Consider the following 20,908-nt stretch of genomic DNA (forward strand, 5'->3'; position numbering starts at 1 on the left):
CGTCACAAGTCGCACCGCTTTCGCAACGTGTTGGGGTGCCATGACCGACGCACTCAGCCCGGGCGCCGCGGCCCGGCTCCTCGGGGTCGCGCCGACCACCCTGCGCAGCTGGGACCGGCGCTACGGCATCGGTCCGCGTGAGCGAAGCCCGGGCGGGCACCGACGGTACTCACCCGCCGACATCGCCCGGCTGCGCGAACTGTGCCGCCTGGTCGGCGAGGGCGTCCCCTCCGCCGAGGCCGCGCGCCGGATCGACTCCGCGACCCGCACCGCGACCGTCCCGGAGCCGCGTGCCGCCTCCCCGGGCGGCCCCGTTTCCCTGTCTACGGTGGCCGTACCCGCGCGCGAGCAAGAGCACACCCCGACACTCCAGGGCGTGGCCCGCGCCGCCATGCGCATGGACTCCGACCTGGTCGAACACCTGCTCCAGGCCGCCGTGGAACGCAACGGGACCGTCGCCACCTGGGAGGACCTGGCGATGCCCCTGCTGTACGGCATGGGCCGGCGGTGGGAGGACACCCAGCGCTACGTGGAGGTGGAGCACCTGCTCTCGTGGAGCGTGTCCTCGGTGCTGCGCCGGGTGCCCGCGCCACCCTCGGCCCCCGGCCCGCACGTGCGCCCCGTCGTCCTGGCCTGCGTCCCCCACGAGATGCACAGCCTCCCGGTGGAGGCGCTGGCCGCGTCCCTGCGCGAGGCGGGGCTGGCCCACCGTGTCCTGGGACCCTGTACCCCGACCGACGCCACCGTCCGCACGGTCGCGCGGATCGGTCCGCGCGCGGTGGTCCTGTGGTGCCACACGAGCGGCGAACACGACGCGGAGACACTGGTGGCCACGGCGCGCGCGACGGTCCGCGCCCCCGAACGCACCGCCCTCTACACGGCCGGTCCCGGATGGCGCGACGCCGGGGACGCCCTGCGCTTCGCGGACGGGCACCTGGGTTCCCTGGCGGAGGGCGTGCGGATGCTCAGCGGCTGACCCCCCGGGCCCGCCGGGCCGGATTCCCCCACCGGACCGGGTTCCATCGCGACGGGTCGGGGACCACCGAGCGCAGCGTGTGCCAGAGGTGGTCTGCGGTGCTCAGGGACATCGCCCCGACCGGGGTGGTCAGCCCCATCGCGAACTCGCGCGCCGGAAGTGAGTCCCCGTCCAGGAAGGCGAGCACGTCGCCGAGACGGTTGGCGGCGAAGAGCCGGGTGAAGAAGTCCGCTCCGGACACCCGGCCGCTGTCCAGGGCCCGCAGCATGACCGCGTCCATGGCCAGGTGCCTGGGGTGGTGCGGGACCGGGGGCACCGGGACGCGGCGCAGTTCCAGGGCACGCGCGATCGCGGCGGTCTGGCGGGCCGTGCCGCTGAAGGTGTAGCCGGTCGAGGGACGCGTGGCGCCCCCGGCCGCACCGACACGGAACAGCCGCCGACCGACCCTGGTGGGCAGTCGCGCGTCGGTCATGGGGATGGCGCCCTGCTCGGACGCGGTGACCTCGAACCCGTGGAGCCCACTCATCTCGCAGTAGTCCGTGAGGGCCCGCTCGTACTCGGCGGTGGTGAGCGCGGCGCGGCCGAACTCGGTGTACTCGACCAGCGCCTCCCTGCTCGAGAGCGGAAGCACGTAGCCGAAGGCCACGCCGTGCCGTGGCTGGGGCGGGCGCAGATCCATGAGCACGGCGGCGGTGGGGTCCAGGGCGTCCTCCGGCAGGCGGACGAACCATCCGCGGAAGTGCTGGAGGAGGCGGGTGCGCCCTCCCCGGGGCGGGCCGGAAGGGCGTGAGTCGAAGACCCAGCGGGCGGTGAGGTCGACCGGATCCCCTCCGGGGGCGAGCGCCCGGACGGTGGCGTGCTCGGGACCGTCCTCCGTGTCGTTCACGCGCAGCGGCCGGAACTCGACCCCGTCGCCCGCCGACTCGCGCACGTGCGCGTCCAGGTCGGTGGAGCGCAGCATCTTGTAGACGTAGGGCCCCGCCGGGGAGCGGTGTTCCCCCCCGTCCGGGCCGATGACCGACAGGTCCGCCCACGAGGCGGCGAGCAGGTGGTCCCATCGACCCGGCCCTGACTCCCAGTAGCACCAGGTCCGAGGGGGCGGGGTGTGCGGGCCGGAGGGCGGCTCCAGGACCGCCGTCCTCAGTGGCGGGTCGCGCCGATCGTTGATTTGCCCGATCCGATGAGCCAGGGTGAGCCCTGCGGCCCCCGCTCCGATGATCACCACGTCGTAGTCGGCCATCCCCCCAGCATGGCCCTTGCGGCGGTCGAAGTCCCTCGACCACCCCGACCAGTCCGGAGGACCGATGACCACCTCGACCGAGGGAATGAAGACCGCCGCCGTGACCGAGGAGTTCGACCACGCCGCGCCCGCCTACGACCGGCTGGTCGCCTCCAGCCCCGGATACCACCACGACCTGCGCTCGTCGGCGCGGCGGCTGTTCCTCCCGGGCCTCGGCGCGGACCGGGTGCTGGTGGACCTCGGCTGCGGCACGGGTGCCTCCACCGCCGCTCTGGCCCGCGAGTACCCAAGGGCCAGGATCGTCGGTGTGGACTCGTCCGAGGGCATGCTGCGCGAGGCCGCGGCCAAGGACTGGCCGAGCGGCGTCAGCTTCCATCTGGCGCGCGCCCAGGACCTCACCCCGGAGTGGGCCGAGGAGGTGCTCGGCGGGCCAGCCGACGCGGTGTTCGCCGCCTACCTGGTGCGCAACGTGCCCGACCCGGACGCCTTCCTGGCGCGTGTGCGCGAGCTGCTGCGCCCGGGCGGACGGGTGGCACTGCACGAGTACTCCGTGGCGGACTCCGTCGCCGCCCGCGCGGTGTGGAACGCCGTGTGCTGGGGCGTGGTGATCCCGACGGGCCGGGCCCTGGCCGGTCGGGACGACCTGTTCCGGTACCTGTGGCGCAGCGTCCTGGACTTCGACGGCCGCGCCACCCTGCTGGACCGCATGCGGGCGGCGGGACTGGGGTCGGTGGCCAGCGCGCCCATGCCGGGCTGGCGGTACGGGATCACGCACACCTTCGTGGGGGCCAGGCCGTGAACCCCGACGTCAACGACCCCCGGGCCGAGCGGATCCGCGCGCCCGAGCCGCGTGGGCCGCGCCCGCGGAGCGCTCCCCGTGTCGCGGTGGTGGGCGGGGGCATCGCCGGGCTGGCCGCCGCGTGCGGGCTGGCCGAGCGCGGAGTGGGGGCGGTGGTGTTCGAGCGCGAGGACGGGCTCGGCGGACGCCTTCGCGGGTGGGACACCACCCTCGCCGACGGCAGCACGGCCACCATGAGCCGCGGGTTCCACGCCTTCTTCCGCCAGTACTACAACCTGCGCGGGCTGCTCCGGCGCGCGGACCCCGGCCTGGACTCCCTCGTGCCGGTGTCCGACTACCCGCTGGTGCACCGCTCCGGTTCCCGTGACCGCTTCTCGAACCTTCCCACCACCCCGCCGTGGAACGCGTTCGCGCTCGCCGCGACGAGTCGGAGCTTCCCCGTCTCGGAACTGGCCGGCGTGAACGTCCCGGCGGTACTCCAGCTCCTGGACGCGGACGTCCCCGGGGTGCACGAACGCCTGGGACACCGCAGCGCACGGGAGCTGCTGGAGGTGACCCGCTTCCCGCGATCCGCCCGCCACCTGGCCTTCGAGGTCTTCAGCCGGAGCTTCTTCGCCGAGCCCGAGCGGCTCTCCGCCGCCGAGATGGCGGTCATGTTCCACGTCTACTTCCTCGGGTCCTCCGAGGGCCTGGTGTTCGACGTGCCGCGCTCGCCCTTCCCCCAGGCCCTGTGGAACCCCCTGGAGGGCCACCTGCGCCGGGTCGGGGTGCGGTTCCGGACGGGGGTCGAGGTGGAGCGGATCGCTCCCGGGGAGCACCTGCCCCACGCGGTCACCTGGCGCGAGGACGGGGAGGGCGACCGGGAGGAGTTCGACGCGGTGGTCCTGGCCGCCGATCCACGCGGGCTGCGCGCCCTCGTGGCCGCGTCCCCCGGGCTCGGGACGGCCGCCTGGCGCGAACGGGTCGCGGGGATCGGGTCCGCGCCACCGTTCCTGGTCTCCCGCTACTGGCTGGACCGCCCGGTCCGGCCGCACCGCCAGGCCTTCCTGGGCACCGCCGGGTATCCGACGCTGGACAACGTGAGCGTCCTGGACCGCTACGAGGACCAGGCACGGGAGTGGGCCGCGCGCACCGGGGGCTCCGTGGTGGAGCTCCACGCCTACGCGCTGCCCGAGGACCACGATCCCGCCGCGGAGCGGAAGTCGCTGTGGGAGCAGGCGACGGCGGTCTACCCGGAGCTGGCGGCGGCGCGCGAGGTGGACTCGCGACACGAACTGCGCGCGGACTGCGCGCTCTTCCCGCCCGGCGGGTACCGGGACCGATGCGCGGTGACCACCCCCGACCCCACCCTGGTGGTGGCGGGTGACCACGTCCGCGTCGACCTGCCGGTCGCGCTCATGGAGGGGGCCGCCACCACCGGGCTGAGCGCCGCCAACGCGTTGCTGTCGCGCTGGGGACTGCCGGGGCACACGCTGTGGACCGTGCCCCGGCGGGGGCGCGACGCGGTCCTGCGCGGCCTGGCCCGGGCCGCCCGTCAGCCCGGCCAGCGACCGGAGGTCCGCAGCAGGTAACGGCGCTCGGCGTAGGCGAGGTCGTCCTTCCACAGACGGCGCGCCACCAGCCGCATCGCGGGCCGCACCGCGCCCGCCACGCGCCGGGCCAGGGCGAAGCCGGTGCGCCCGGAGGCCGCCACCGTCGCCTCGATCACGGCGGTGCGCGGCACCCCGTCGCGGTCGGTGCCGAGCGGGGTGGCGTGGGTCTCCACCACGCTGCCCGTCCCCTCCCCCTCGATGATGCGCATGACGACGGTGCGTGGTTCCGGGCAGGTGAACTCGGCTCGGACCGGCACGCCCCACCTGCCCGCCACCCGGAACCCGACGTCCGCGACCAGCCGGTCCGGGTCGGGATCCGGCCCCTCCGGGACCTCGCTCACCCTCAGTCCGACGAACGAGTAGGGGTGGAACCACGAACCGTGCCAGGGGTCGAGCCGGTTGGCCACCACGTCCTCGGGCTCGCAGCGTCCCGCCAGGCTCGCCACCGCCACGATGCTCGCGTCCGCCCTCGGGCGCTCCGGGACCACGGGGGCCTCCGTCGGCTCCTCTCCTCCGCACTCGTCCAGGCGGACCCACACGAGCACGCCGTCGTCGTGCACCGGGTACGGGCTCCACCCGGGCATCCCCCCGGACTCCAGCGAGAGCCCGTGCCAGCGGCACACCAGGCGCCCCTGCGCCACCGCCCCCCGACACAGCGGCGCCCCCAGATGGGGACAGGCGCCCGGGCCCGCGTGCGCGGTCCCGTCCGGGGTGCGCCAGGCGACGAGTTCGGTTCCGGACACCACCCGTCCGAACGGCCGGTCCGTCCGTACCTCCGAGCTGGCGGCCAGCACGAACCAGTTCCCGGAGGGACGGGCGAGGGCCCGCTTGAGGGCGGCACCGATGACGGAGGGCGAGGCCTCGCGCCAGGTCGGTTCCTGTCGCGCCCAGGTGCTCCTGGGCATGCGCCGCAGCGGCAGACGGCGCGGCTCGGGGTCGGGCAGTGTCATGGGGGCCTCCTCAGCGACCTCTGTCGGACCCCTCCCGGCCGGGAGGGTCAGGTACCGACCCTGGGGCGGGGCACGGTCCGCGCCCAGAGCGCCCGGACCAGGGCGGGCGCGGCCACCGCCAGCTTGCGGGTGTCGGAGACGCGGTGGCGCACGCTCCACACATCGAAGTCGGCGGTGGTGATCTCGTCCAGGATGGCGCGGTAGAGCCGGAAGGCGGTGGTGACACACGGTCGGGCGACCGGCGAGAGCATCGCGATGCCCGGCTCCGCCTCCCGGTAGAATCCCTGGTTGGCCTCCACGAGCGCGGCGAGGGCGTCCCGCACCCGCGGGTCGGGCCGACGGGTGACCGCGCAGTGTTCCAGGAGCTGCCGGTCCACGCCGTGCGCGTCCAGGACGTCGGCGGGCAGGTAGACACGGCCCCTGCGCAGGTCCTCCGACACGTCACGGAGAAAGTTCGTGAGTTGGAAGGCCTCGCCCAGCGCGGCGGCGTGCGGCGCCGCCTCCTCCCTGGGCGCGCTCGTCCCCAGGACCGGCAGGACCTGGAGTCCGATCACCGCCGCCGACCCGTACATGTACTCGCGCAGGTGGGGCAGGTCCCGGTAGGCCGTGGTGTCGAGGTCCATCCGCATCGAGGCCATGAACGCGGTGAAGTAGTCGCTCGGGAGGCCGTACCCCTCCACCGTGTGCGCGAGGGCCCGCAGCACCGGCTCCCGCGGTTCCCCTCCCGAGAACGCGGTCTCCATGTCGGCCCCGATCTCGTCCAGCCGGGCCCGCTGTTCGTCCGGGGTGGTGTCCTCGCCCGGCTCGTCGACGATGTCGTCCACCCAGCGAGCGAACCCGTAGAGGGCGTGGATGCCGGGGCGGCGCTCGGGCGGGAGCACCCGTGTGGCCGCGAAGTAGGTGCGGCCGTGGCGGGCGTGCAGCTCTCGGCACAGGAGGTAGTCGGCGCGCAGCCTCCCCGCCTCGATCCCCGCGGCGTCCAGTTCCCCGGTGGCTGAGGTCATCATCGTGCGCGCCGCTCCGTTCCGGCCACGACGCGCGCGGCCGCCAGTTTCCCTGAGATGAGGACCGTCGGCAGGCCCACCCCGGGGGTGGTCCCGCACCCGGCCAGGACCGCGTTGGCGGTTCCGGGGACGGTGTTGCGCGGCCGGAAGGGCCCGGTCTGCGCGAAGGTGTGGGCGAGGGAGAAGGGGGTGCCCCTGGCCAGGCCCTGTCGTGCCCAGTCGGCTGGCGTGACCATGTGTTCGGCGCGTACCGAGGCGTCCAGGCCGGTCATACCCCTGGCTTCGAGGACGGCCACGATCCGGTCCCTGTAGCGGGGGCCCTCGGTGTCCCAGTCGATGTCGGCGGCGGCCAGGTTGGGCGCGGGCGCCAGCACGTAGAGGAGGTGGTGGCCCTCGGGTGCCAGGCTCGGGTCGGTGACGGTGGGCTGGGTGACCAGGAGCGAGGGGTCGCTCATGGTCCGCCCCTCGTCGATGATCTCGGTGAAGGTGCGCTCCCACTGCGTGCCGAAGGAGATCGTGTGGTGGGCCAGCTGGTCCCAGGTGCGGTCGGTGCCCAGGTGGAGCACCACGGCGGACGGGGAGTAGCGGTGCGGTACGGGACGCCGGGAGCGGTGGTCGAGCAGCCGGTGCGCCGCGGCGAGGTCGGTGGTGAGCACCACGTGGTCGCAGGCCAGGCGCTCGCCTTTCCCGGTGATGACCGCCGTGATCCGGTTCCCCCGGCGCTCCAGGCGGTGCGCCGACTCCCCGTAGCGCAGGTCCGCCCCGGCCTTGGCCGCGGCACCCGCCAGCGCCTCGCCCATGGCGCGCATCCCGCCCTTGGGGAAGTGGACGCCCGCCACGGTGTCCATGTACGCGATGACGGCGTAGGCGGCCAGGGCCCGGTCCGGGGCGACCCCGGCGTAGAGCGACTGGAAGGAGAAGATCCGGCGCAGGCGCTCGTCCTTCACGTGGCGCCCGACCGCCCTGGACAACCGACCGAACCCGCCCATCGCCGCGAGCCGGACGAGGTCGGGGCCGAGCAGGTCGAGGGGTGAGTCGAAGCGAGCGTCGATGAACGAGCGCATCTCCACCTCGTACAGGCGGGTGAGCCAGTCCCGCAGCCGCAGGTAGCCCACCGCCTCCCGGAGGCCCGCGACCCTGGCCACCTCGGCGGCCATCCGTTCGCGGTCGGTGTGGACGTCCACCGTGGAGCCGTCGGTGAAGGCCGCCCGGTAGGCGGGTGCCAACGGCAGGAGTTCGAGTCGGTCGCTGACCGACTCCCCGACCGCCGCGAACGCCTCCTCGAGGAGTTCGGGCATGGTGAGCACGGTCGGCCCGGTGTCGACGCGGAAACCGTCCATGTCGAGGCGCCCGGCGCGCCCGCCAGGATGGTCCTCGCGTTCGACCACCACCACCTCCCGCCCGGCTCCCAGCAGGTGGAGCGCGCAGGAGAGCCCGGACAGTCCGGCCCCCACCACGACCACGGGGTCCCTACCGTTCCTCTGCGCCACGTCGACGGGTCCTCTCGGTGCGGGGTTCACGTACGGGCCGCCGTCTCGGCGAAGCGGCGCAGGCCTTCGGAGACGGCGGGGTGGAGATCGAGTCCGCGGATCCGCCCCAGTCCGCGTTCGGCCAGGAGCCGGCACCGGCTGCGAACCTCCTCGCGGGCGCCGACCCGCTCCAGCACGCGGGCCGCCTCCTCGGCGTCCACCCGTTCGGAGGGGTGGCCGACCCGGGCGAGCACCCGCTGGGCCGCGACGTCCCCCGTCTCGGCCGCCCTCCGGACCCCGCAGGCCAGGAGCAGCGTGTTCTTGCCCTCCCGCAGGTCCTCGCCGGTCCGCTTCCCGGTGTGGTCCGGGGCGCCGTAGGCGTCCATCAGGTCGTTCCTCAGCTGGAAGGCCACGCCCACGTCGGTTCCGTAGGACCGCAGGGCGGTCACCGTGCCCTCGTCGGTCCCGGCCATGACGGCGCCCATGTGCAGGGGGCGTTCGACCGTGTAGGTCGCGGTCTTGAGCTGGTCGATGCGGACCGCCCCCTCCTCGGAGCGGTCACCGTGGGCCTGTGCGCTGAGGTCGAGGTACTGTCCGGCGATGACCTCGGTCCGCATGTCCCGCCACACCGCGTGCGCGGCGGTCCCGGTGGGCAGTTCGGCCAGGGACTCGTGGAGGAGGTCGTCGGCCCAGACCATGGCGAGGTCGCCGACCAGGATCGCGAGGGACTCGCCGTATCGGCGCGCGTCCCCGCGCAGGCCCCTCTCCCGGTGTTGTGTCGTGTACACGGCGTGGAAGGAGGGGGCTCCGCGCCGGAGCGGGGCGGCGTCCATCACGTCGTCGTGCGCGAGGGCGAAGGACTGGAGCACCTCGACCGCCGAGCACGCGCGCAGGGCCGACCTGGAGGCGGGGCCGGTGTCCGCGCCTCCACCGGCGAGCCAGCCCCACCAGGCCAGGACGGAGCGCAGTCCCTTGCCACCGTGCAGTGTGAAGGCGGACATCCTCGCGCAGAGTTCGGCCGCGAAGTCGCGATCGGTTCCGCACGCCTCCGTGACCCTGTCTCCGAGATATTCGGCCAGGAGCCCGTTCACCGCGTCCCGAACACCGTCGAGGTCGGTGGGAAGCGGTTCCTCCAGTGTGTCCGCAGGCGAGACGGTGATGGCTACCCCCGGTGAGTGTCCGATTTTTCGGGAAATACCTTGGAAACCGAGCATCTTACTCTGGAGATCATTTCACGCGGCCCTCTCCGTGGCCAAGCGACACTTGGGGGGCGGCCTAGACTCGACGACAAGTGACCGGAGGGACCGTTCACGGAGCGGTAGGGAGATCCATGGACACCGTGCCCAGCACCGAGCCTCCCGGGAAGGCACTCGGAGACGGCCACGGTCACAGGACACGTGGGGAGCTGTACGAGGCGCTCCAGAACGACGGGCAGCAGCTCGCGGTGCGCCTGGTCCGGCTCCTGCACCGCATGGCCGACCACACGGGGATGAACCCGACCGACTTCCAGTGCTACACACTGCTCCGCGTGAGCGGCACCATGACGCCCGGCGAGATCGCCGACAGCCTCTGTCTGTCCACCGGTTCCGTGACCGGCGTCGTGGACCGGCTGGAGGCACACGGGCTGGCCGAGCGGGCGCCGCACCCGCTGGACCGGCGCAAGATCGCCGTGCGGCTGCTGGAGGGCGCCGAGAGCGCACTCGGACCCCCCGCGCCGGGCATGCGCCAGGCCATGACCGACCTGCACTCCGGCTACACCGAGGCGGAACTCGCGGTGATCGCGGACTGGCTGGGTCGCGTGGGCCTCACCCTTGAGGAACTGATCACCTCGGGACCGCCCGAACCCTGATCCTCCGAGTGTCCTCCGGGTCCCGCGAACACCGCGTCACACGGGACTCAAGTCCGGCATGCCGATTTTGTCGGAACACTCCAAATCGTGGCATTACTTTGCTGCAAGGGACCAACGGCCCTAACATCCCTCGGGACCCATCCGTGGCCGGCAGCGGGACCGGCAGACTCTCCCAAACACCGCTGGTCCCCCGGCGGTGTCGGGAAGGAGACACCATCTCATCCCTGCGCACATACATAAAAGAAAAGACGAACCCCACGGTCTTCGGCGTTTCGGGCCTCGTGATCATCGCCTTCATCATCATGGGCGTCGCGTTCACGGGACCCATGCTGGAGGCCACCGAGGGCGCCCGCACGTGGCTCGGCGAACAGGTCGGCTGGATCTACGTCCTGGCGACGGTGTTCTTCGTGGGCACCGCGGTCTTCCTCATGCTGAGCAGGTACGGGAGCATCCGGCTCGGACCGGACGACTCACGGCCCGAGTTCAGCACACTCGCCTGGTTCGCGATGCTCTTCACCACGGGTATGGGCATCGGACTGGTCTTCTGGGGCGTGGCCGAGCCCATCGAGCACCTGCACTGGCCGCGTGACGCCTCACTCATGCCCGGTCCGGACGGCGCTCCGCTCCCCGAAGCGGCGTCGGAGTCGCTGGCACTCACGTTCTTCCACTGGGGCTTCCACCCCTGGGCCGTCTACATCGCCCTCGGGCTCTCCCTGGGCTACTTCGCCTACCGCAAGGGCCTGCCCCTGCGCCCGGCCTCCGCGCTCTACCCGCTGCTCGGCGACCGCGCCTTCGGCTGGCCCGGCAACGTCGTCGACATCCTCGCCGTGTTCGGCACGATCTTCGGTCTGGCCACGTCCCTTGGCCTTGGCACCCTCCAGATCAATGGCGGACTCAGCGACGTGTTCGGGGTTCCGAACAACGCGTTCGTCCAGACCGTGATCATCGCGGTCATCACCGCGGTGGCACTGTTCAGTGTTCTGTCGGGCATCGACAAGGGGCTGCGCCGGCTGTCGGTGATCAACCTGTGGCTGGCCTTCATCCTGTTGGCGTTCGTCTTCGCGGTCGGACCCAAGCTGTGGATCATCGCGAGCACCACCACCGCGACCGGCGAGTACCTGAGCAACCTCGTCTCGTGGAGCCTGTCGTTCCCCAGTTCCCGGGTCGACGCGCAGGCCGCCGAGTGGGTCCAGGCCTGGACCATCTTCTACTGGGGATGGTGGATCTCCTGGGCGCCCTTCGTCGGCATCTTCCTGGCCCGCATCTCCTACGGCCGCACCATCCGCGAGTTCGTGATCGGCGCCCTGTTCGCCCCCACCGCCGTCTGCGTCCTGTGGTTCGGTGTGTTCGGCGGCTCGGGGCTCTTCTACGACCTCGCGGGCAGGGCCAACTTCATCGACGGAGACGAGGCGCAGGCGGCGTTCACCCTGTTGGAAGCACTTCCGATCACCGGTGTGGTCGCCGTGATCGCCGCAGTGTGGCTGCTGGCGGTCGTGGCCATCTTCTTCATCACCTCGGCGGACTCCGGTTCGCTGGTCGTGGACATGCTGACCAACGGCGGCACCAAGAAGCCGAACCGCATCCAGCGCGGCTTCTGGGCCGTCTGCCTGGGCGGTGTCACCTGGATCCTCCTGGTGGCCGGCGGCGACGACGCGCTGTCGGCGCTACAGGCGGCGTCGGTGATCACCGGTCTGCCCTTCGCCGTGATCCTGTTGTTCATGGTGGCGGGTCTGTTCAAGGGCCTGGGGACCGAACGCGCCCCGGGCGAACCCAAGAAGGTGCGGGGCGAGGACCGGTCCCGCTCCGGGACCGGGCACAGTAGGGACCAGTAGTTCCTGAAGGTGGACGGAGCGCCACCGACGGCGCATTGAGGAGGTAACGGTGGCACCCAAGAGGTTCAGCAACCCCTTCCACGGGGTGGTGGACATGATCACCGAGATGAACAGGATGTCGGACACGATCTCCACGATCGAGACCACCCAGGTGGGTGAGCGCGAGAGGACGTTCGCCGACGCCTGGAGCCCGTCCACGGACATCCTGGCCAAGGGCCGCGACCTCGTCATCCGAGCGGAGCTGCCCGGGGTCAAGGAGACCGAGGTCTCCGTCAGCCTGGCGCACGGCGTGCTCGTCATCAGCGGCGAGCGGCACCGCGAGGAGGAGGACAGCACGATCTACTACACCTCCGAGCGCTTCATGGGCTCGTTCCGGCGTGAGATCAGCCTTCCCGAGGACATCGACGACGAGGACGTGGAGGCGGCCTTCGGCGACGGCCTGCTGGAGGTCGTCGTCCACGGGGGCGCCCACACCGGCGGACCCCGGCAGATCGCGATCAAGAAGCGCGGTCGGCCGCGGGGACGCCCGTTGTAGACCGAACGACTCGGGCAACGCGAGAGGGGAGCCCGTGACCTGCGACGGTCACGGGCTCCCCTTGTCTTTGGGCCTCAGAAGGCCCGGTCGGCCTCGTACGGGCCGATGACGGCCAGCGCCCTGGGCCGCGCCAGCAGTTCGGCGGCGACCTCGGCGACGTCGGCCTGGGTGACGGCGTCGAACCAGGCCAGGTCCTCGTCGATGGAGAAGTGGCGCGGCTGGGTGAGCTCGTGCGCGAGCAGACGGCCCATGCGGGCGTTGGTGCCCTCGCTGCCCAGCACCATGGCGCCCTGGATCTGACCCTTGGCACGGGTCAGCTCCTCGGCGGTGATGCCGGAGGCGGCGACCTTGGCCAGCTCGTCACGGCAGACCCCGATGACCTCGTCGGCCTTCTCCGGCAGACAGCCCGCGTAGATCTGGAAGGTTCCGGTGTCCGCGTAGGCCGTGTGGTAGGCGTGCACCGCGTAGGCCAGGCCGCGCTTCTCCCGCACCTCCTGGAACAGACGCGACGACATGCCGCCGCCCAGCGCGGCGCTGAGAAGCCTCAGGGCGTGCCAGCGCGGGTCGGTCCGGGTCAGCCCCTCCGAACCCAGGATGATGTGCGCCTGCTCGGTCTCACGCGGCTGCACGACCGTGCCACCGAAGGTCCGCACCGGCTCCCCCGCGCCGCGCGGGCGGGACGGACGGGCGTCACCGGCGGCGCCGAGCCGGTTGGCGAACATGGCGCGCACCTGTTCCACGACGCTTTCGTGGTCCAGGCTGCCCGCCGCCGTCACGATGAGCTCCGAGGGCACGTACGCGTCCCGGTACTGCTCGGCGATCCGCTCGCGGGACAGGGCCTTGATGGTGTCCGTGGTGCCGAGGATCGGGCGCCCCAGCGGGGTGTCACCGAAGAAGTGCTCCGCGAAGACGTCGTCCACCAGGTCGGCGGGCTCGTCCTCGTACATGGCGATCTCCTCCAGGATCACGCCGCGCTCGGTCTCCACCTCGCCCTCGTCCAGGACCGAGTTGGCGACCATGTCGCCCACCACGTCCACCGCCAGCGGAAGGTCCCGGTCCAGGACCTTCGCGTAGTAGCAGGTGTGCTCCTTGGTGGTGTACGCGTTGTGGTCGGCGCCCACCCCGTCCAGCAGCGCGGAGATCTCCAGAGCCGACCGGTTCCCGGTCCCCTTGAAGAGCAGGTGCTCCAGGAAGTGCGCCGACCCCGCGTGCGCGGAGTCCTCGTCACGGGAGCCGGTGGTGGCCGAGATCCCGAAGGCGGCGGACCGGCCCCCGGGGATGTTCTCGGTGACCACGCGCAGGCCGCCGGGCAGCACCGTCCGACGCACCAGACCGGAACCGCCGTCGGGCTCCAGCAGCGTCACGGTCGTTCCCGGCTCCTGCTCGGCGGCGATGGGGACAGAACTCATGAATCCTTCTTCTTCGCGTCGGGACATCCAGCAGAGCATACGCCCGGGACGACGGCGGGGCGGCCGCGTCGTGCAGACGCGACCGCCCCGTACAGGGTCGAACAGGCGTGGATCAGGTGTTCTCGGAACGCCCGCCCGAGCTGCGGCGACGACGGCGGCGCGGGGCGCCGTCGGACTTGTCGTCACCGTTGTCGGCGTCCTCGTCCGCGGCCGCGGGAGCCGCCGGGGCGGCCTCGGGCTTGTCGGACTTGGCGGCCTCGGACTCCACGACCTCGACCGGCACCAGGGAGAGCTTCCCCCGGTCGTCGATCTCGCGGATCTCGACCTGGATCTTCTCGCCGATGCTGATCACGTCGTCGAGGTTCTCGATGCGCTGGCCGCCGTGCAGCTTGCGGATCTGCGAGATGTGCAGCAGACCGTCCTTGCCGGGCAGCAGCGAGACGAACGCGCCGAAGGCGGTCGTCTTGACGACGGTGCCCAGGTAGCGGTCGCCCACCTCGGGCATGGTCGGGTTCGCGATCTGGTTGATCGTGTCCCGGGCCGCCTCGGCGGAGGGGCCGTCGGTGGCACCGATGTAGATGGTGCCGTCGTCCTCGATCGAGATGTCCGCGCCGGTGTCGTCCTGGATCGAGTTGATCATCTTGCCCTTCGGGCCGATGACCTCACCGATCTTCTCGACGGGCACCTTGACGGTGAGGATGCGCGGAGCGTTCGGGCTCATCTCGGCCGGACGCTCGATGGCCTCCTGCATGACGTCGAGGATGGCCAGACGGGCGCCGCGGGCCTGCTGGAGCGCCAGGGCCAGCTGCTCGGCGGGGATGCCGTCGAGCTTGGTGTCCAGCTGGAGCGCCGTGATGAGGTCACGGGTACCGGCGACCTTGAAGTCCATGTCGCCGAAGGCATCCTCGGCACCGAGGATGTCGGTCAGCGTGACGAACTCGTCGCCCTCGCTGATCAGACCCATGGCGATGCCGGACACCATCTCCTTCAGGGGCACACCGGCCGCCATCAGGGACATGGTGGAGGCGCAGACCGAACCCATCGAGGTGGAGCCGTTGGACCCGAGGGCCTCGGACACCTGACGGATGGCGTACGGGAACTCCTCGCGGGCGGGCAGAACCGGCAGCAGGGCCCGCTCGGCCAGGGCGCCGTGCCCGATCTCGCGCCGCTTGGGCGAGCCCACCCGACCGGTCTCACCGGTGGAGTAGGGCGGGAAGTTGTAGTTGTGCATGTAGCGCTTGGTCTTGTCCGGGTTGAGCGTGTCAACCGTCTGCTCCATGCGCAGCATGTTCAGCGTGGTGACGCCCATGATCTGGGTCTCGCCACGCTCGAAGAGGGCCGAACCGTGCACGCGGGGCAGAATGCCGACCTCGGCGCTCAGCTGGCGGATGTCCTTGGGACCACGGCCGTCGATGCGGACCTTGTCGCGCAGGACGCGCTCACGCATGAGCTGCTTGCTGAGGCTGCGGAAGGCGGCGCTGACCTCCTTCTCACGACCCTCGAAGTCCTCGGCCAGCTTCTCGGCGGCCGACGCCTTGATCTTGTCGAGCTCGCCCTCGCGGTCCTGCTTGTCCGCGATGGTGAGCGCCTTGACGAGCTCCTCGCGCACGGCGCCCTCGACGGCGGCGTAGGCGTCGTCCTCGTAGTCGAGGAAGATCGGGAACTCGCCCTGCTCACGGCTGGACTGGTCGGCGACGGCCTGCTGGGCCTTGCACAGCACCTTGATGAAGGGCTTGGCGGCTTCGAGGCCCTCGGCGACGGTCTGCTCGTTGGGGCCGACGGCGCCCTCGGCGACCAGCTTCAGGGTCCTGGTGGTGGACTCCGCCTCGACCATCATGATCGCGACGTCGCCGTCCGCCATGACGCGGCCGGCGACGACCATGTCGAAGGTGGCGCCCTCAAGCTCGGCGTGGGTGGGGAAACCGACCCACTGGCCGTCGATCAGGGCGACGCGGACGCCGCCGATCGGGCCGGAGAAGGGCAGACCGGCGATCTGCGTGGACATCGAGGCCGCGTTGATGGCGACGACGTCGTACAGGTGCTCGGGGTGCAGCGAGAGGATCGTCTCGACGATCTGGATCTCGTTGCGCAGGCCCTTCTTGAAGGACGGGCGCAGCGGCCGGTCGATCAGACGGCAGGTGAGGATGGCGTCCTCGGACGGACGGCCCTCACGCCGGAAGAACGAGCCGGGGATGCGGCCGGCGGCGTACATCCGCTCCTCGACGTCCACCGTCAGGGGGAAGAAGTCGAGGTTCTCCTTGGGGCGCTTCGAGGCGGTGGTCGCCGACAGGACGACGGTCTCGTCGTCCAGGAAGACCGTGGCCGAACCGGCGGCCTGACGGGCCAGACGACCGGTCTCGAAGCGGATGGTACGGGTGCCGAACTTGCCGTTGTCGATAACGGCCTCGGCCGAGTAAACGCCCTCCATGGGCGACCTCCTGTTACACGTTGCGGGCGCCGCGCCGGACCTTCCCGGTCCGTGGCACGGCGATGTTGTTCCCGTGTCGTGCCCCGGAGGTGATGACGGTCGGTCATCGATCGAAGCCCACGGCTCGCCCGTACGGGCGATGTCCGGAGACCACTACCGAGGACCGACCCCTGGGTCCGGGGTGGCGGCACGGATGGTGCGGGCGGCGTCCTGTCGCGGACACCACTCTGGTCACACCTTACTAACAAAGAGGGAGCGGCCGAGGCCACTCCCTCCGAAACGACCTAGCGACGCAGGCCCAGACGCTCGATGAGCGAGCGGTAGCGGGTGATGTCCTGCTTGGCCACGTACTTGAGCAGACGGCGGCGACGGCCGACCATCAGGAGCAGGCCACGACGGCTGTGGTGGTCGTGCTTGTGGTCCTTCAGGTGCTCGGTGAGCTCGGTGATGCGGTGCGTGAGCAGCGCGACCTGAACCTCGGGGGAGCCGGTGTCACCTTCGACGGTGGCGTACTCGGCGATGATCTTTTCCTTGGTGGCGGTGTCGATCGACACGTCGCTCCTTCACTGAGAAGTCGGTACGCAGGGGCGAACCCCGGTACGTGGCAGGGTTCAGACGCGGTGACCGCGCGTACGAGCAGTCACCGTCGCGTGTGGTGTGCGCGGCCCTGCGCCGATGGCGTGGGTGCGCCGCGCTCCCGCGGAATCCGCTCCCGAAGGGGGGCACGACCGACCGCGGGCACACGTGGACGGACCCCACCCTACCGCAGGTGACATGGCGGGGAACCCCGTCGCCCGGTGACGACGGACTCAGGCGACGCCGAGGACCTCGCGGCAGCGGTCGACGTCGCGGCGCATGGCCACGATGAGCGCGTCGATGTCGTCGAACCGCTCCTGGCCCCGGATGCGCGCGGTGAAGTCGACCGCCATGCGCAGTCCGTACAGCTCCAGGTCGTCACGGTCCAGGGCGTAGGCCTCCACGGTGCGCTCGGCGCCGTCGAACGTGGGGTTGGTGCCCACCGAGACCGCCGCGGGCCAGCGCGACTCGTGTCCCTCGACCGGCTCCAGGAGGCTCAGCCACCCCGCGTACACGCCGTCCCCGGGAACCGCCGCGTCCGCGGGCAGGTCCATGTTGGCGGTGGGAAAGCCCAGGAGCTCTCGGCCGCGGGCCGCCCCGTGCACGATCTCTCCGGACACCCGGTGCGGCCGGCCCAGGAGTTCGGCGGCGGCGACCACGTCTCCCCCGCCCAACAGCGAGCGCACGCGCGTGGAGGTGATGGTCTCCCCCTCCGCGACCAGGCGCACGCCGTCGACGGCGAAGTCGTACCTCCCGCCGAGGTCGGCGAGCACGGCCACGTTCCCGGCTGCCCGGTGGCCGAACCCGAAGTCCTCCCCCACCACCACGGCGGCGGCGCCGAGCCCGTCGGACAGCACGAGACGCACGAACTCCTCTGCGCTGAGGGCGGACAGCTCCTCGTCGAAGGGCAGGACGCACACGGCGTCGACTCCGAGGGGTTCCATCAGCTCGACACGGCGGTCGACCGGGGTGAGGACCGCCGGGGTCGTCCCGCGCAGCACCAGCGCGGGATGGGGGTCGAAGGTGACCGCGACCACCGGCAGACCGAGCCGGTCGGCGTGGGCGCGCGCGGATGCCAGGATCGCCTGGTGCCCCCGGTGCACGCCGTCGAAGACACCGATCGCCACCACGGACCGCCCCCAGTCGGAGGGGGTGTCCCCCAGCCCGTCCCATCGCAGCACGTTCGGTCCCCTTCGCTCACGTCTGATCGGTCAGGGTCAAGCGTGCCACGTCACGGCCCCCGCTTCCGCCACGCACCCGGTGTGGTCCCGCGCACCCCTGCCCGCCGAGGGCAAAGACGGGTTGGCACGAGCCGGACACCCGGTTTACCGTGCCCGGATGGCGATGATCGACACCGGTACGACACGTTTGGCCTATGACGAGGCCGGGTCCGGGCCCGCGATCGTCCTGGTCCACGCGGGCGTGGCGGACCGGAGGATGTGGGACCACCAGTTCGCGGCCCTGTCCGCGGACCACCGGGTGGTGCGCTACGACCGGCGCGGCCACGGGGGTTCGGCCGATCACGAGGGACCGGTCCGGCACCACGAGGACCTGCTGGACCTGATGGACGCCCTGGAGATTGCCGAGGCCACCCTGGTGGGCGCCTCCTTCGGCGGTGCCCACGCGGTCGACGCGGCGCTGGCCGCCCCGGACCGGGTGAACGCCCTGGCCCTGGTCTGTCCGGGCCTGTCGGGGTACGTGTGGCCGGAGGCCTTCGTGCGGACCGGCCAGCAGATGGCCCTGGCCGCGGTCCCGCACGAGCGCCTGTCCTCGTACCAGGAGGGCAACGCGGTCCCCGACCCCTCGGACGTGGCCGCGATGGCCGAGGTCCAGGCCGGGTTCATGGTGCTCGGCCCGGGCCGCTCCCCCGAGGAGATGCCGCTGGAGGCCTGGGACCTGTCGTTGCTGATGCTCCGTGAGATGTACGCCCGCCGCTGGTCGAGCCCGCCCAACCACCCCGAGTGGCCCGAGGCCCCCGCGGTGGACCGTCTGCACGAGATCACCGTGCCGACCCTCGTGGTCAAGGGCCTGTCCGAGGTTCCCCAGGTCCAGGCGATCGCCGACCGGTACACCGAGGGGATCCGGGGCTCCCGCCTCCTTGAGCTGCCCGAGACAGGGCACCTGCCCTCGGTGGAGCGACCGGGTGAACTGACCGCCGCCCTCGCCGCCTTCCTGGACGAGGTCACACGGCGCCCCTGACCCGGATCCAGAGAAGGCTCGGGGCCTCACGGAACCCGCACACATCCAGTGACGCCTGGCTGTCCTCGCCCTTGTGAACAACACGCTGACATCGGACTTCAGCAACCGCGCCGCGCTGGGGTGGCAGATCTCCCGATTGACGATCGAACCGGTGACCGAGCACGTCGCCAGGGAGGCCGCCCGGTTGCTGAGCTCCGCGGGACCACACGGCCACCGGCACGCGATCGACGCGATGTTGTGCGCGACCGCGCTCACCGCGCCAGGACCGGTCACCATCCTGACCTCCGACCCGGACGACCTACGGAAGCTCTGCGGAAACAGAGCAACCGTCATCAGGATCTGATCAGGCCGGAGAGAAGACGACGACCGGCTTCATGTGGCCGGGGCGGTTCTCCCCCAGCGCGACCACGGTGCCGTCCGGGGCGAACAGCCCCACCGGCCCGTCACCCAGGGAGCTCTCACCGATCCGGTTGCCGTGGCGGATGGCGCGGGTCTCGGCCTCGTCCATCGTGCGCACCGGGAACGCGGCGGCCACCGCCTGGGCCAGGGGGATCTGGGTGAACTCCTTGCCGAGTTCGTCGAGCGTGCGGGCCTGGGACAGGTCATAGGGACCCACCCGGGTCCGGCGCAGGGCGGTGAGGTGCCCGCCCACGGCCAGGTCCGCGCCCATGTCGCGGGCGAGCGAGCGGATGTAGGTGCCGCTGGAGGCGGTGACAACCGCGTCCACGTCCACGAAACCGTCCGGGGTGTGCCGAATCGCGGTCACGTCGAACTGGGAGACGGTGACCGTCCGCGCCTTGAGCGCCACCTCCTTGCCCTCCCGAGCCGACTTGTAGGCGCGCTTGCCGTCCACCTTGATCGCGCTGACCTGCGGCGGGACCTGCTGGATGGGCCCGGTGAGCTTCGCGACGGCCGCGTGCACGTCCGCGTCCGTGACGGCCGAGGCGTCCACCCGGGCTCCGGGTTCACCCTCGGCGTCGTCGGTGTTGGTCACCAGTCCGAGGCGGATGGTGCCCTCGTAGGTCTTCTCGGTCAGCGTGAGGTGACCGAGCAGCTTCGTGCCCTTCTCGATGCCCAGGACCAGGACCCCTGTGGCCATCGGGTCCAAGGTGCCCGCGTGGCCCACGCGTCGGGTGCGCGCCAGGCCTCGGGTCTTGGCGACCACGTCGTGTGAGGTCCAGTCGGCGGGCTTGTCGACGACCACGACACCGCTGTCGGCCATGGGGCTCCTTCTGGGAAAGGGGCGGCGGCCTCTGCCGCCGCCCCGGGGGGAATCCGGTTACTCGTCGTCCTCGTCCTCGTCCTCACGAGGGGCCTTGTACGGGTCGGCTTCACCCGCGTGCTTGGCACCGGTGGCCTTCTGGGCCACCTCCTCGTCGGACTTGCGCGCCTCGACCAGCAGCTTCTCGATGTGCTGGGCGTTCTCCTGCACCTCGTCGATGACGAAGGTCAGGCTGGGCGTGTGGCGGATGCCGGTCTGGCGACCGACCTCACTGCGGATCACGCCCTTGGCGCTCTCCAGCGCGGCCGCGCTGGCCGCCTTCTCCTCGGGGGTGCCGAACACCGTGTAGTACACCGTGGCGTCCCGCAGGTCGGCGGTGATCCGGGCGTCGGTCACGGTGACGAAACCCAGGCGCGGGTCCTTGATTCGCCGGTCCAGCATCTCGGCGACGATCCGCTGGATACGGTCGGCGATCTTTCGCGCGCGTGCGGCGTCAACCATCGTCAGTCTTCCTCTTCGTTGAAGAGCCGCTGCCTCGCGGAGAGCAGCTCCAGTTCGGGACGGCCCGCGACGAAACGCTCGCAGGTGTCCATCTGGTCCCGGGCGTGGGCGGCGGTCGGCGCGACCACCGCGACACCGATCTTCGCCCGACGGTAGAGGTCGTGCTCGCCGACCTCCGAGACCGACACCGAGAACTTCCGGCGCAGTTCGGCGACGACGGGCCGCACCATCGAGCGCTTCTGTTTGAGCGAGTGGACGTCTCCGAGGAGCACGTCCAGAGTCAGCGCCCCAACGTACAAGTGATCACCTGTGGTGTTGTGTGAGCCG

20 protein-coding genes are annotated in these 20,908 nt (G+C 71.6%); 8 read left to right on the top strand and 12 right to left on the bottom strand.

Going from position 1 to position 20,908, the window contains the following annotated elements; all coding sequences use genetic code 11:
* The first annotated feature begins 40 nt into the window (after positions 1-40).
* Positions 41-976 carry a MerR family transcriptional regulator gene (locus ADX84_RS13995; protein ID WP_049573493.1) on the top strand — a complete coding sequence of 312 codons (936 nt, stop codon included), beginning with the start codon at positions 41-43 and terminating at the stop codon, positions 974-976.
* Here the strand turns inward: ADX84_RS13995 and ADX84_RS14000 are convergent.
* Positions 966-2,216: a lycopene cyclase family protein gene (locus ADX84_RS14000; RefSeq protein WP_049573495.1), complete on the bottom strand. Its 1,251-nt coding sequence runs from the start codon at positions 2,214-2,216 to the stop codon at positions 966-968. The two genes, ADX84_RS13995 and ADX84_RS14000, sit on opposite strands and share 11 nt — an antisense overlap.
* A gap of 64 nt (positions 2,217-2,280) precedes the next feature.
* Here ADX84_RS14000 and ADX84_RS14005 point away from each other — a divergent pair, with 64 nt between their 5' ends.
* Together ADX84_RS14005 and ADX84_RS14010 are read left to right on the top strand one after the other, a co-directional pair.
* The gene (locus ADX84_RS14005; protein WP_049573498.1) at positions 2,281-3,015 is read left to right on the top strand and encodes a class I SAM-dependent methyltransferase; all 735 of its coding nucleotides are present in this window, start codon (positions 2,281-2,283) and stop codon (positions 3,013-3,015) included.
* Positions 3,012-4,586 carry an FAD-dependent oxidoreductase gene (locus ADX84_RS14010; protein ID WP_049573501.1) on the top strand — a complete coding sequence of 525 codons (1,575 nt, stop codon included), beginning with the start codon at positions 3,012-3,014 and terminating at the stop codon, positions 4,584-4,586. Before ADX84_RS14005 ends, ADX84_RS14010 begins: the two co-directional genes overlap by 4 nt.
* Here ADX84_RS14010 and ADX84_RS14015 read toward each other — a convergent pair.
* From ADX84_RS14015 to ADX84_RS14030, 4 genes are read right to left on the bottom strand one after another with little or no spacing between them, the layout of a single operon-like run.
* Entirely contained in the window at positions 4,550-5,557 is a 1,008-nt protein-coding gene (locus tag ADX84_RS14015) for a DUF5914 domain-containing protein (protein ID WP_049573503.1), read from the bottom strand. The two genes, ADX84_RS14010 and ADX84_RS14015, sit on opposite strands and share 37 nt — an antisense overlap.
* Positions 5,558-5,604: 47 nt before the next feature.
* Positions 5,605-6,561: a phytoene/squalene synthase family protein gene (locus ADX84_RS14020; protein WP_049573506.1), complete on the bottom strand. Its 957-nt coding sequence runs from the start codon at positions 6,559-6,561 to the stop codon at positions 5,605-5,607.
* Positions 6,561-8,024 carry a phytoene desaturase family protein gene (gene crtI, locus ADX84_RS14025; RefSeq protein ID WP_049573508.1) on the bottom strand — a complete coding sequence of 488 codons (1,464 nt, stop codon included), beginning with the start codon at positions 8,022-8,024 and terminating at the stop codon, positions 6,561-6,563. Before crtI ends, ADX84_RS14020 begins: the two co-directional genes overlap by 1 nt.
* A gap of 53 nt (positions 8,025-8,077) precedes the next feature.
* Positions 8,078-9,121 carry a polyprenyl synthetase family protein gene (locus ADX84_RS14030; protein ID WP_082206498.1) on the bottom strand — a complete coding sequence of 348 codons (1,044 nt, stop codon included), beginning with the start codon at positions 9,119-9,121 and terminating at the stop codon, positions 8,078-8,080.
* A gap of 239 nt (positions 9,122-9,360) precedes the next feature.
* Between ADX84_RS14030 and ADX84_RS14035 the strand changes: the two genes are divergently transcribed.
* The 3 genes from ADX84_RS14035 (at position 9,361) to ADX84_RS14045 (ending at position 12,246) form a co-directional block, all read left to right on the top strand.
* The gene (locus tag ADX84_RS14035) at positions 9,361-9,879 is read left to right on the top strand and encodes a MarR family winged helix-turn-helix transcriptional regulator (protein WP_049573511.1); all 519 of its coding nucleotides are present in this window, start codon (positions 9,361-9,363) and stop codon (positions 9,877-9,879) included.
* 236 nt (positions 9,880-10,115) lie between these two features.
* Positions 10,116-11,711 carry a BCCT family transporter gene (locus tag ADX84_RS14040; RefSeq protein WP_255352573.1) on the top strand — a complete coding sequence of 532 codons (1,596 nt, stop codon included), beginning with the start codon at positions 10,116-10,118 and terminating at the stop codon, positions 11,709-11,711.
* Positions 11,712-11,760: 49 nt separating this feature from the next.
* Positions 11,761-12,246 (top strand): Hsp20/alpha crystallin family protein, encoded by a 486-nt coding sequence (locus ADX84_RS14045; protein WP_049573516.1) that lies wholly within the window; start codon positions 11,761-11,763, stop codon positions 12,244-12,246.
* Positions 12,247-12,320: 74 nt separating this feature from the next.
* On the opposite strand, the gene ADX84_RS14050 is transcribed toward ADX84_RS14045, so the two are convergent.
* The 4 genes from ADX84_RS14050 to ADX84_RS14065 form a co-directional block, all read right to left on the bottom strand.
* Positions 12,321-13,655 (bottom strand): pitrilysin family protein, encoded by a 1,335-nt coding sequence (locus tag ADX84_RS14050; protein ID WP_049573519.1) that lies wholly within the window; start codon positions 13,653-13,655, stop codon positions 12,321-12,323.
* Positions 13,656-13,767: 112 nt separating this feature from the next.
* Complete coding sequence (locus ADX84_RS14055) at positions 13,768-16,083, bottom strand: polyribonucleotide nucleotidyltransferase (protein ID WP_049573523.1); 2,316 nt, start codon at positions 16,081-16,083, stop codon at positions 13,768-13,770.
* Positions 16,084-16,367: 284 nt separating this feature from the next.
* Positions 16,368-16,637, bottom strand: coding sequence for a 30S ribosomal protein S15 (gene rpsO / locus ADX84_RS14060; RefSeq protein WP_049573527.1), 270 nt, complete (start codon positions 16,635-16,637; stop codon positions 16,368-16,370).
* Between the two features lie 255 nt (positions 16,638-16,892).
* A complete protein-coding gene (locus tag ADX84_RS14065; RefSeq protein WP_049573530.1) occupies positions 16,893-17,840 on the bottom strand; it encodes a bifunctional riboflavin kinase/FAD synthetase in 948 nt (315 codons plus the stop codon).
* A 157-nt stretch (positions 17,841-17,997) separates the two neighbouring features.
* Here ADX84_RS14065 and ADX84_RS14070 point away from each other — a divergent pair, with 157 nt between their 5' ends.
* Together ADX84_RS14070 and ADX84_RS14075 are read left to right on the top strand one after the other, a co-directional pair.
* The gene (locus ADX84_RS14070) at positions 17,998-18,858 is read left to right on the top strand and encodes an alpha/beta fold hydrolase (protein ID WP_049573534.1); all 861 of its coding nucleotides are present in this window, start codon (positions 17,998-18,000) and stop codon (positions 18,856-18,858) included.
* 73 nt (positions 18,859-18,931) lie between these two features.
* Positions 18,932-19,201: a type II toxin-antitoxin system VapC family toxin gene (locus ADX84_RS14075; RefSeq protein ID WP_234003963.1), complete on the top strand. Its 270-nt coding sequence runs from the start codon at positions 18,932-18,934 to the stop codon at positions 19,199-19,201.
* Here ADX84_RS14075 and truB read toward each other — a convergent pair whose 3' ends face one another.
* From truB to ADX84_RS14090, 3 genes are read right to left on the bottom strand one after another with little or no spacing between them, the layout of a single operon-like run.
* Positions 19,202-20,080, bottom strand: a complete 879-nt coding sequence (gene truB / locus ADX84_RS14080) for a tRNA pseudouridine(55) synthase TruB (protein WP_049573542.1) — start codon at positions 20,078-20,080, stop codon at positions 19,202-19,204.
* Between the two features lie 57 nt (positions 20,081-20,137).
* Positions 20,138-20,581 carry a 30S ribosome-binding factor RbfA gene (gene rbfA, locus ADX84_RS14085; RefSeq protein ID WP_017584939.1) on the bottom strand — a complete coding sequence of 148 codons (444 nt, stop codon included), beginning with the start codon at positions 20,579-20,581 and terminating at the stop codon, positions 20,138-20,140.
* 2 nt (positions 20,582-20,583) lie between these two features.
* Complete coding sequence (locus tag ADX84_RS14090) at positions 20,584-20,880, bottom strand: DUF503 domain-containing protein (protein WP_017542630.1); 297 nt, start codon at positions 20,878-20,880, stop codon at positions 20,584-20,586.
* Between the last annotated feature and the right edge of the window lie 28 nt (positions 20,881-20,908).

The sequence above is a fragment of the Nocardiopsis sp. SBT366 genome (genome assembly GCF_001083815.1).
In the GTDB taxonomy this organism is placed as follows: Bacteria; Actinomycetota; Actinomycetes; order Streptosporangiales; family Streptosporangiaceae; genus Nocardiopsis; species Nocardiopsis prasina.

Coding starts and splice junctions, on each gene's coding strand:
- ADX84_RS13995 (WP_049573493.1), top strand. CDS start 41: ATGACCGACGCACTCAGCCCGGGCGCCGCGGCCCGGCTCCTCGGGGTC.
- ADX84_RS14000 (WP_049573495.1), bottom strand. CDS start 2,216: ATGGCCGACTACGACGTGGTGATCATCGGAGCGGGGGCCGCAGGGCTC.
- ADX84_RS14005 (WP_049573498.1), top strand. CDS start 2,281: ATGACCACCTCGACCGAGGGAATGAAGACCGCCGCCGTGACCGAGGAG.
- ADX84_RS14015 (WP_049573503.1), bottom strand. CDS start 5,557: ATGACACTGCCCGACCCCGAGCCGCGCCGTCTGCCGCTGCGGCGCATG.
- ADX84_RS14020 (WP_049573506.1), bottom strand. CDS start 6,561: ATGACCTCAGCCACCGGGGAACTGGACGCCGCGGGGATCGAGGCGGGG.
- ADX84_RS14035 (WP_049573511.1), top strand. CDS start 9,361: ATGGACACCGTGCCCAGCACCGAGCCTCCCGGGAAGGCACTCGGAGAC.
- ADX84_RS14050 (WP_049573519.1), bottom strand. CDS start 13,655: ATGAGTTCTGTCCCCATCGCCGCCGAGCAGGAGCCGGGAACGACCGTG.
- ADX84_RS14055 (WP_049573523.1), bottom strand. CDS start 16,083: ATGGAGGGCGTTTACTCGGCCGAGGCCGTTATCGACAACGGCAAGTTC.
- ADX84_RS14070 (WP_049573534.1), top strand. CDS start 17,998: ATGGCGATGATCGACACCGGTACGACACGTTTGGCCTATGACGAGGCC.
- truB (WP_049573542.1), bottom strand. CDS start 20,080: ATGGCCGACAGCGGTGTCGTGGTCGTCGACAAGCCCGCCGACTGGACC.
- rbfA (WP_017584939.1), bottom strand. CDS start 20,581: ATGGTTGACGCCGCACGCGCGCGAAAGATCGCCGACCGTATCCAGCGG.